Source organism: Actinophytocola sp. (assembly GCF_036402745.1).
In the GTDB taxonomy this organism is placed as follows: domain Bacteria; phylum Actinomycetota; class Actinomycetes; order Mycobacteriales; family Pseudonocardiaceae; genus Actinophytocola.
Genome location: NZ_DASWSJ010000031.1, coordinates 22,128 through 31,058, shown reverse-complemented (window position 1 = coordinate 31,058; position 8,931 = coordinate 22,128). Strand labels below are relative to the sequence as shown.

Annotated in this window: 12 protein-coding genes; 6 read left to right on the top strand and 6 right to left on the bottom strand. The window is 72.6% G+C overall.

The genetic code is table 11. The annotated features are described in order from the left end of the window. Positions 1 to 374: 374 nt before the first annotated feature. The 3 genes from dapD to VGD70_RS02695 are packed head-to-tail and all read right to left on the bottom strand — an operon-like array spanning position 375 to position 2,770. The gene (gene dapD, locus VGD70_RS02705; protein WP_331077728.1) at positions 375 to 1,361 is read right to left on the bottom strand and encodes a 2,3,4,5-tetrahydropyridine-2,6-dicarboxylate N-succinyltransferase; all 987 of its coding nucleotides are present in this window, start codon (positions 1,359 to 1,361) and stop codon (positions 375 to 377) included. 10 nt (positions 1,362 to 1,371) lie between these two features. Then, entirely contained in the window at positions 1,372 to 2,265 is an 894-nt protein-coding gene (locus VGD70_RS02700; RefSeq protein WP_331077726.1) for a hypothetical protein, read from the bottom strand. A 7-nt stretch (positions 2,266 to 2,272) separates the two neighbouring features. Then, complete coding sequence (locus VGD70_RS02695; RefSeq protein WP_331077725.1) at positions 2,273 to 2,770, bottom strand: SigE family RNA polymerase sigma factor; 498 nt, start codon at positions 2,768 to 2,770, stop codon at positions 2,273 to 2,275. An 81-nt stretch (positions 2,771 to 2,851) separates the two neighbouring features. Here VGD70_RS02695 and dapE point away from each other — a divergent pair, with 81 nt between their 5' ends. Next, complete coding sequence (gene dapE / locus VGD70_RS02690) at positions 2,852 to 3,919, top strand: succinyl-diaminopimelate desuccinylase (protein WP_331077723.1); 1,068 nt, start codon at positions 2,852 to 2,854, stop codon at positions 3,917 to 3,919. On the opposite strand, the gene VGD70_RS02685 is transcribed toward dapE, so the two are convergent. Continuing rightward, positions 3,909 to 4,223 carry a hypothetical protein gene (locus VGD70_RS02685; RefSeq protein WP_331077721.1) on the bottom strand — a complete coding sequence of 105 codons (315 nt, stop codon included), beginning with the start codon at positions 4,221 to 4,223 and terminating at the stop codon, positions 3,909 to 3,911. The genes dapE and VGD70_RS02685 overlap by 11 nt on opposite strands. A gap of 10 nt (positions 4,224 to 4,233) precedes the next feature. Further along, positions 4,234 to 4,692, bottom strand: coding sequence for a hypothetical protein (locus VGD70_RS02680; protein WP_331077719.1), 459 nt, complete (start codon positions 4,690 to 4,692; stop codon positions 4,234 to 4,236). A gap of 73 nt (positions 4,693 to 4,765) precedes the next feature. Between VGD70_RS02680 and VGD70_RS02675 the strand changes: the two genes are divergently transcribed. From VGD70_RS02675 to VGD70_RS02655, 5 genes are all read left to right on the top strand, one after another. Continuing rightward, entirely contained in the window at positions 4,766 to 5,533 is a 768-nt protein-coding gene (locus VGD70_RS02675) for a TIGR00730 family Rossman fold protein (RefSeq protein ID WP_331077731.1), read from the top strand. Positions 5,534 to 5,613: 80 nt separating this feature from the next. Further along, positions 5,614 to 6,483 carry a dihydropteroate synthase gene (gene folP, locus VGD70_RS02670; RefSeq protein ID WP_331077717.1) on the top strand — a complete coding sequence of 290 codons (870 nt, stop codon included), beginning with the start codon at positions 5,614 to 5,616 and terminating at the stop codon, positions 6,481 to 6,483. Beyond that, entirely contained in the window at positions 6,483 to 7,406 is a 924-nt protein-coding gene (locus tag VGD70_RS02665) for a glucosyl-3-phosphoglycerate synthase (RefSeq protein WP_331077715.1), read from the top strand. The genes folP and VGD70_RS02665 overlap by 1 nt, the downstream gene beginning before the upstream one ends. 34 nt (positions 7,407 to 7,440) lie before the next feature. Beyond that, positions 7,441 to 7,764 carry a DivIVA domain-containing protein gene (locus VGD70_RS02660; protein ID WP_331077713.1) on the top strand — a complete coding sequence of 108 codons (324 nt, stop codon included), beginning with the start codon at positions 7,441 to 7,443 and terminating at the stop codon, positions 7,762 to 7,764. After that, positions 7,761 to 8,333: a DNA-3-methyladenine glycosylase I gene (locus tag VGD70_RS02655; RefSeq protein ID WP_331077712.1), complete on the top strand. Its 573-nt coding sequence runs from the start codon at positions 7,761 to 7,763 to the stop codon at positions 8,331 to 8,333. Before VGD70_RS02660 ends, VGD70_RS02655 begins: the two co-directional genes overlap by 4 nt. On the opposite strand, the gene VGD70_RS02650 is transcribed toward VGD70_RS02655, so the two are convergent. Next, a complete protein-coding gene (locus tag VGD70_RS02650; protein ID WP_331077710.1) occupies positions 8,330 to 8,875 on the bottom strand; it encodes a DUF4245 domain-containing protein in 546 nt (181 codons plus the stop codon). The genes VGD70_RS02655 and VGD70_RS02650 overlap by 4 nt on opposite strands. Positions 8,876 to 8,931 lie beyond the last annotated feature (56 nt).

The window sequence follows — 8,931 nt, the reverse complement described above, 5'->3', positions numbered from 1 at the left end:
CGCACTCAGGACGACGATCTCCGTGTCCGCGTACTCGGGCACCCGCTCCAGCTCGAACTGGCGGCGCATCGCCGTGTCGCCGTCCGCAAAGGACTCCTGCAACAGGAGCTCCCCTGTCTCGCGGCGGTAGACAAGCACGACGTGGATCACATTGGTTCTCATCTCTCTCACCAGATCCCGACTGCATCGATCCTTTCCGCGGTCACACCAAGGGCTCCCACGAAACGCCTGGCGTCTGGTGTCAGGTGCTGCGGCTCGCCATAGCGAGGCCCCGCCAGGTCGCGGATCAAGGACCTGGCGGTAGTTGGTTTCGACTGATCGGCTGAGACACGGTTGGACCATATGGCCCAGCACCGACAATTCTCGCCGCGGTTTCAGTCGTTCGCGTGGAGGGCGGCGTTCAGCTCGACGCCTGCGCCTGTCCGCTCCACCACCTCGACCGCCCCCGTCGCCGAGTTGCGGCGGAACAGGAGCCCCGGCCGGCCGGACAGTTCGCGCGCCTTCACGAGCCGGCCGTCGGGCAGCGCGACCTTCGTGCCCGCGGTGACGTACAGGCCCGCCTCCACGACGCAGTCGTCGCCGAGGGAGATGCCTACGCCCGCGTTCGCGCCCACGAGGCAGCCGGTGCCGATCGCGATGGTCTCCGTGCCGCCGCCCGACAGGGTGCCCATGATCGACGCGCCGCCGCCCACGTCGGAGCCGTCGCCGACCACGACGCCGGCGGAGATGCGGCCCTCGACCATCGACGCGCCCAGCGTGCCCGCGTTGAAGTTGACGAAGCCCTCGTGCATCACGGTGGTCCCGGTGGCCAGGTGCGCGCCCAGCCGCACCCGGTCCGCGTCGCCGATCCGGACGCCGGCCGGCACCACGTAGTCGACCATCCGCGGGAACTTGTCCACGCCGTACACGGTGACCGCGCCGCGGGCCCGCAGCCGCAACCGCGTCGCCTGGAAGCCCTCGACCTTGCACGGCCCGTGGTTGGTCCACACGACGTTGGCGAGCACCCCGAACAGCCCGTCCAGGTTGAGCCCGTGCGGCCGCACCAGCCGGGTCGACAGCAGGTGCAGCCGCAGGTAGGCGTCGTAGGCATCCGCCGGCGGCGAGGCCAGCGACAGGATTCCGGTGCGCACCGCCACGACCTCGACCGCCCGGTCGTCGTCCGGGCCGAGCAGCGCGGACACCCCGGCGCCGAGCTCGTCGACCACCTCCTGCTCCGACAGCTGCTTCGTGCCCGGGATCCGCCCGTCGTCGAGCTTCGGATGCGGGAACCAGGTGTCGAGCACGGTGCCGTCGTCGGTCACGGTGGCCAGGCCAACGCCCTGGGCACCGGTGGTCTCCGGGTTCACGTCCGCACTACTCACGCCCGAAAGGTTAGTCGAGGTGGAACCTCGCGTCGGCGGCCAGCTGGGCCAGCCGCGCGGCGGTCAGCGGCAGCTGCGCCAACGCCGGCCGCCCGGACCCCTCGTAGCTCAGGGACTGCGCGACGTGCACCAGCGTGCCGTCGGGGTAGCGGTAGGTGGCCCACTGCTCGTACCGCGCCCCCGGCCCGCCTGCGCCGGTGTCGGCGGGGGCGGCGGAGAACACGCCGACCTTCTTGCCACCCACCAGCACCTCGGCGCAGGTGCCCCGCTCCCCCCAGAACGTGCTGGACACGCCGCACCCCTCACCGGTGGCGCCGTTGTTCGGCCCCGTCACGACGGCCGTGACCACGCCGACGCCGTTCTGCTTGGTCACCGGCATGGTGGCGGTGTACTCCCACACCTCGGTCCCGCCGATCGTGTCGACGTACTGCGACTGGCTGAACCGCAGCGGACCGCCGGAGTAGGCCGGGTCGTCGTAGCTGAGGTCGGTGGGGGCGCCGAACCCCGCGGGCACCACCTCGGTCAGCCGGCCGAGCAGCGTCTCGCCCTTGTCGAACCGGGGACCCGACCTCGCCGTCCGGTCGGTCTGGCCGTTCGGCCACGACGTCTCGGTGTCGCTGGTCGCGCCGCCGCCGGGCGAGGCGTTGGCCGTCGGGACGGCGCCCTGGGGCGGGTGAGCGCCGGGCTGGACGGTGCCGCTCCTGTCCGAGTTGGTCACGAGCACCACCGCGGCCACCGCGATGACGGCCACCGCCGCTGCGCTGCCCGCACCCGCCCGGCGGGCCCGCCGGCGGCGCTGCGCCCGCCGCGCGGCGTCCAGCACGGGCGTCTCGCGCATCGGTGGCGGCGGCGAGACCGTGGTCATGGTCGCCTGCAGCGCCTGCCGGAGGTCCTGCTCGTTCATGGCTCTCCTAGCTGATGAAGGTCGTGGTGGCGACGTACTCGCGCAGCGCGTCGAGGCCGCGCGCGGTCTGGCTCTTCACGGTTCCCGCGGTGCAGCCCATGGCCCGCGCGGTGTCCTCGACGGACATGTCCTCCCAGAAGCGCAGCACCAGCACGGCCCGCTGCCGGGGCGGGACCTTCGTGAGGGCGCGCAGCAGCACCAGCCGGTCCTCGGAGCTGCCGACCGGCGGCGCGGTCCGGTCGGCCTGGTCGGCGGTGGGCTTCTCGCGGTAGAAGAAGCCGCGGCGGTTCTCGTCCAGGTAGGTGCGGACGAGGATCTGGCGGGTGTAGGCGTCGAGCGTCTCGTGCGCGGCGATCCGGTGCCACGCGCGGTACAGCTTCACGAACGCGTTCTGGACCAGGTCCTCGGCCCGGTGCCAGTCCCCGCACAGCAGGTACGCGGTGCCGCGCATGGCGCCCGACTTGCTGGCGAAGTAGTCGGTGAACCCCTGCTCGCGATCATTCATCGAACCTCCCGTTGCGATGCCCGGACGCACCTAGTCACGCGGGGTGCGGGCCCCCGGGTTGCATGGGTAGCGTGGCCGACCGTGACCCCGAAGCTGGACCTCGCGGCCGATCCCGTCGACCTGACCGCCGCGCTGGCCGACATCCCCAGCGTCTCCGGCGAGGAGGCGGAGCTCGCGACCGCCGTCGAAGTGGCGCTGGGTGAGCAGGCGGGTCACCTGTCCGTGGTCCGGTCCGGCAACGCGGTGCTGGCCCACACGACCCTCGGCCGGCCGTCCCGGGTCGTGCTCGCCGGGCACCTGGACACCGTGCCGGTCAACGACAACCTGCCCGTCCGGCGCACCGGGGAGCACCTGCACGGGCTCGGCACGTGCGACATGAAGGGTGGCGACGCGGTGATGCTGCACGTGGCCGCCACCGTCACCGAGCCGAGGCACGACCTCACCTTCGTGTTCTACGACTGCGAGGAGATCGAGGCCGCGCGCAACGGGCTCGGCCGCGTCGAGCGCGAGCTGCCGGACTGGCTGGCCGGCGACCTCGCCATCGTGTGCGAGCCGTCGAACGCGGTCGTCGAGGCGGGCTGCCAGGGCACGATGCGGGTGGAGCTGCGCACGACCGGCGCGCGGGCGCACACCGCGCGGGCCTGGATGGGCGTCAACGCGATCCACGCGCTCGGCGACGCGCTGCGCCGGCTGGAGAAGTACGAGGCGCGGACCGTGGAGCTCGACGGCTGCACCTACCGCGAGGGCCTGCAAGCGGTGCGGGTCGCCGGCGGGGTCAGCGGCAACGTCGTGCCGGACGAGGCCGTGCTCACCGTGAACCACCGCTTCGCCCCGGACCGCTCCCCGGCCGACGCGGAGGCCCACCTGCGCGACGTGTTCGCCGGCTACGAGCTGACCGTGACCGACGTGGCCGCCGGCGCCCTGCCGGGACTGGCCGCGCCGGCGGCCGCCGAGCTGGTCGAGGCGGCCGGCGGCGACCCGGTGGCCAAGCTCGGCTGGACCGACGTGGCCCGCTTCGCCGCCCTCGGCATGCCGGCGGTCAACTTCGGCCCCGGCGACCCCACGCTGGCCCACACCCAGCAGGAGCACGTGCCGATCGCGCAGATCACCCGCTGCGCCGAGGTGCTCGGCCGCTTCCTCAGCGCCTGAGCGCCTCCACCCGCGCCCCGTGCACCGCGGCGAGCATGAGCGCGCCGAGCAGCGCCAGCCACCGCCCCGGCCCGCTCCCGTAGCCCTCCGGCGGCACGACCCCGACGAGGAGCGCCGCCAACGCGGTCAGCAGCGACACCCACACGAGCACGAGGTGCCCGACCCGGCCCGGCGACTCGGTGAGGAAGAGCCCGATGGTGGCGACGAGCAGCTCGCCCACGGTCCTGATCCGCTCGACCTCGAGCTCACCCATCCGCCGGCGCAACGCCCGCGGCGATTCCCGCACGTCAGCGGGTTCGGTCATCGCTCACGCCTCAACGGTTTGCTTCGGGCACCGGCACGACCGCACGCCACAGGTGCAGCGTGCCGAGCCCGAGCACACCCGCGAGCCCGATCCACTTTCCCTCGGCCGCCTCCAGCGCGCCCGGCAGCGGCCCGTAGTCCGCCTTGAGCAGCGCGCCCGCGACGACGATCCCGAGGCAGAGCACGTAGACGTGCGCCACCCGCGAGTGCTCCCGCCGCCCGAACACGGCGACCGACACGGCCACGAGCGCGAGGACGAGCAGCAGGACGGCGAGCGCGCCGCCGTCCTCGGCCGCCGCCTGCCACAGCGTGTGGGCACGCGGCTCACCGGACGTCGACCGGGTCCAGGGCAGCACGGTGACCACGAGCAGCACCGCGGCGAGGCCAGCGGCGGGCGTGAGCCACGTGAGCCACGTGAGCCTGGCCTCGAGCGCGTCGACCCGCGCCCGCAACTCCTCCGTATCGGACATGCCCGCTTCGACGGGGCCGCAACGGGCCGGGTTCCGCGCCTCTAGACTCCCGACTGTGACGATCCAGCAACCGATGGACCCCGCCGAGGACGAGGAGCACCCCACCGAGAAGCAGCGCGGTCCAGTGGTGCTGCGCCGGTCCCGAAAGGACGAGGCGACCACCACCGACCAGCGGTTGCTCGACTCCCGCGGCCCGGCGGACTGGGTGCACACCGACCCGTGGCGGGTGCTGCGCATCCAGGCGGAGTTCGTCGAGGGGTTCGGCGCGCTGGCCGAGGTCCCGCGCGCGGTCACCGTGTTCGGCTCGGCGCGTACCAAGCGGGACGACGATCAGTACCAGCTCGGCATGGACATCGGCGCGGCGCTGGCCCGGGCCGGCTACGCGGCGATCACCGGCGGCGGCCCCGGCTCGATGGAGGCGGTCAACCGCGGCTGCTCCGAGGCCGGCGGGCTGTCCATCGGCCTGGGCATCGAGCTGCCGTTCGAGCAGGGCCTCAACCCGTGGGTCGACCTCGGCGTCAACTTCCGCTACTTCTTCGCCCGCAAGACCATGTTCGTCAAGTACGCCCAGGCGTTCATCTGCCTGCCCGGCGGCTTCGGCACCCTCGACGAGCTCTTCGAGGCGCTCACCCTCGTGCAGACCAAGAAGGTCACCAAGTTCCCGGTCGTCCTGTTTGGACGGTCCTATTGGGGCGGTCTGTACGACTGGGTGCACGACACGGTCTACAAGGAGGGCAAGATCGGCGAGAAGGACCTGGCGCTGCTGCACCTCACCGACGACGTCGACGACGCCATCCGGGTCGTCGAGGAGGCATACCAGGCCTGGGTCGAGATCCACTAGAAGTTTCCCCGGTGTCACCAATTGTGACCTCGATGTATCGCGGGGGTGTTTCGGCCTGACGCCGTGGCACCATCGAATCCGTGGGAACTCTTCGTTTCGGCGACCGGGCGGTGGCGCAGGACCGTGCCCTGGTGATGGGGATCGTCAACCGCACCAGGGACTCCTTCTACGACCGCGGTGCCACCTATGCCGAGCAGGCCGCGCTGACCGCGGTCGACCGGCTCGTCGCCGAAGGCGCGGACATCGTCGACATCGGCGGGGTCCGGGCCGGCGCGCACGGTGAGCACGTCGACGTCGACGAGGAGCTGCGCCGGGTGGTGCCGCTGGTCGAACAGGTCCGGGAACGCCATCCCGACCTCGTGATCAGCGTGGACACCTGGCGCCACCAGGTCGGCCGGGCCGCCTGCGTGGCCGGCGCCGACCTGCTCAACGACACCTGGGCCGGCGCCGATCCCGGGCTCGCCGAGGTCGCCGCCGAGTTCGGCGTCGGCATGGTGTGCTCGCACACCGGCGGCGCGGCGCCGCGCACCGATCCCCACCGGGTGCGCTACCTGGACGTCGTCGCCGAGGTCACCGCCGAGCTGGTGGCCCGCGCGGAGCGGCTGGTGTCGCTCGGCGTTCCCGCGGAAGGCGTGCTGATCGACCCGACGCACGACTTCGGCAAGAACACCTGGCACGGGCTGGCCCTGCTGCGCCGGCTCGACGAGCTGGTGGGCACCGGCTGGCCGGTGCTGATGGCCTTGTCCAACAAGGACTTCGTCGGGGAGACCCTTGGTGTGGGTCTGGAAGATCGAGTGGACGGAACTCTTGCGGCGACCTCGGTGGCGGCCCATGCCGGCGCCAAGGTGTTCCGCGCGCACGAGGTTGGCCGAACCAGGAAGGTGGTCGAGATGGTGGCGAGTATCACCGGGACCCGGCAGCCGGCGCGCTGCCTGCGAGCGTTGGCCTGATGGACCCGGCCGCGCGCACGTGGTTCGCCGAGCGAACCTGGCAGAGTGTCGAGTGGACGGTTGAGGATCTGGTGCGGGCCAAGGGTTCCCGCACGGTCAGCGTCGTGTTGCCCGCGTTGAACGAGGAGGCGACGGTCGGCGACGTGGTCGCCTCGGTCCGGCCGCTCCTCGGGACGCTCGTGGACGAGCTGGTCGTGGTCGACTCCGGCTCGACGGACCGCACGGTCGAGGTGGCCGCCGCGGCCGGCGCGCGGGTCGTGCACCGCACCGAGGTGCTCACCGAGCTGGAACCGTTGCCAGGCAAGGGCGAGGTGCTGTGGCGCTCGCTCGCCGCGACCACCGGCGACCTGCTGGCGTTCGTCGACTCGGACCTCATCGACCCGGACCCCATGTTCGTGCCGACGCTGCTCGGCCCGCTGCTGCTGGAGCCGGATGTCGCGCTGGTCAAGGGTTTCTACCGGCGTCCACTGTCCAGTGAGGACTCTCAGACGAGTTCCGGGGGCGGCCGGGTCACCGAGCTGATGGCCCGCCCGCTGCTCTCGGCCCTGCGCCCGGAGCTGTCGGGCATCATCCAGCCGCTGTCCGGCGAGTACGCAGGCACCCGCGCGCTGCTGGAGGCGGTGCCGTTCGCGTCGGGCTACGGCGTGGAGATCGGCCTGCTGCTCGACGCGCACGCGATCGTCGGGCTGCCGGGGATCGCGCAGGTCAACCTGGGGGTGCGGCGGCATCGCAACCAGCCGCTGGCCGCGCTCGGGCTGATGGCCCGGCAGATCCTCGGCACGGCGCTCGCCCGCTGCGGCATGCTGCCGGCCGAGGCCGGCGAGCTCACCCAGTTCGTCCAGGTGGCGGGCGAGTGGCTGCCGGACACCGCGGGTGTCGAGGTCGCCGACCGGCCGCCGATGCGCGAGCTGCTCGTGCGGTGACTTCCTGTCGGTGGCGTGTGACACGATCCCTGTCGTGACCACCGCTCTGATCTACCTGGTCGTCATGGTCCTCGTGGCGGCCGTGGTGTTCCTGCTGGCCTCGGTCGTGTTCGGCCGGGGCGAGGAGCTGCCGGCACTGCCGCCGGGCGCCTCGCCCACGCGGCTGCCGTCGTCCGGGATCACCGCCGAGGATGTCCGCGACGTCCGGTTCCAGCTGGTCGTGCGCGGGTACAAGATGTCCGAGGTCGACTGGGTGCTGCGCCGGGTCGGCGGCGAGCTCGACGAGCTGCGGGCCGAGGTGGCCGAGTTACGCGAGCGCCTCGACCTCAGCGGCGCCGAGTCGGAGTCCCGGTCGTGAGCAGTGCCACGCCGGGCGCCGACGGCCGGGCGCGTTGTCCCTGGGGCAACTCGGCGGAGGACTACGTCGCCTACCACGACGACGAGTGGGGCGTGCCGCTGCGCGGTGAGCAGGCCCTCTACGAGCGGCTCACGCTGGAGGCGTTCCAGTCGGGCCTGTCGTGGCTCACCATCCTGCGCAAGCGCGCGGGCTTCCGGCAGGCGTTCGCGGGCTTCGAGCCCAAGCTGGTGGCCGAGTTCGGCGACAAGGACGTCGCCCGCCTGATGGCCGACACGGCCATCGTGCGCAACCGCGCCAAGATCGACGCGGCCATCCGCAACGCCCGCGCCATCGCCTCGCTCGACGTGCCGCTGGACGAGCTGCTGTGGTCCTTCGCGCCCGACCCTGCCACCCGCCCCCGGCCGAAGACGCTGTCCGAGGTCCCCGCCATCACCCCCGAGTCGAAGGCGATGGCCAAGGACCTCAAGAAGCGCGGCTTCGCCTTCGTCGGCCCCACCACGGCCTACGCGCTGATGCAGGCCACCGGCATGGTCGACGACCACGTCGTGGGCTGCTGGCGGGCCACCTAGACGGCCAGCGGCTCGGCGTTCTGGACAGCCTTGGCCAGCTGCTCGAACTCGCCCTGCGCCGCGCTGCCGGTCAGCAGCGTCACCACGCCGTCGAGCGTCGTCACCCACGCCACCTCGTCGCGCCGGGACGGGTAGGTCTCCCACGTCACGCCGGCCACCGCGACCGTGCCGGTGCGCGTGCCGGACTCGCCGGTCTCGGTCTGCAGCACGTCGGGCACCGTGCCGCCGGACTGGCTCAGCTGCAGGTACCGCCCGGAGGACGTGAGCCAGCCGACCCGGACCACCACGTCGGCGGCGGCCCCCGAACCGACCCCGGCGGTGGAGGACGAGTTGGCCTTCCAGCCCTTCGGGACCGCCGGCTGACGCACGGGGAAGGTCACCGAGGCGGCCGCCTCGCGCAGCTTGGCGGACGCGTCGACGCTGGGCGCGGTGTCCGGGTTGGCCGACGGCGCGCCGGGGTCGAACGAGCACCCCCGGGTCACCGCCACCAGAACGCCGACGATCACCAGCAGCACGACCATCGCCCCGATCATGTCGCGCATGCCGAGTCCTGCCCGCCCTGGCGGGCGCCCGCTGTCCGTCACGCGCCCATACTCGC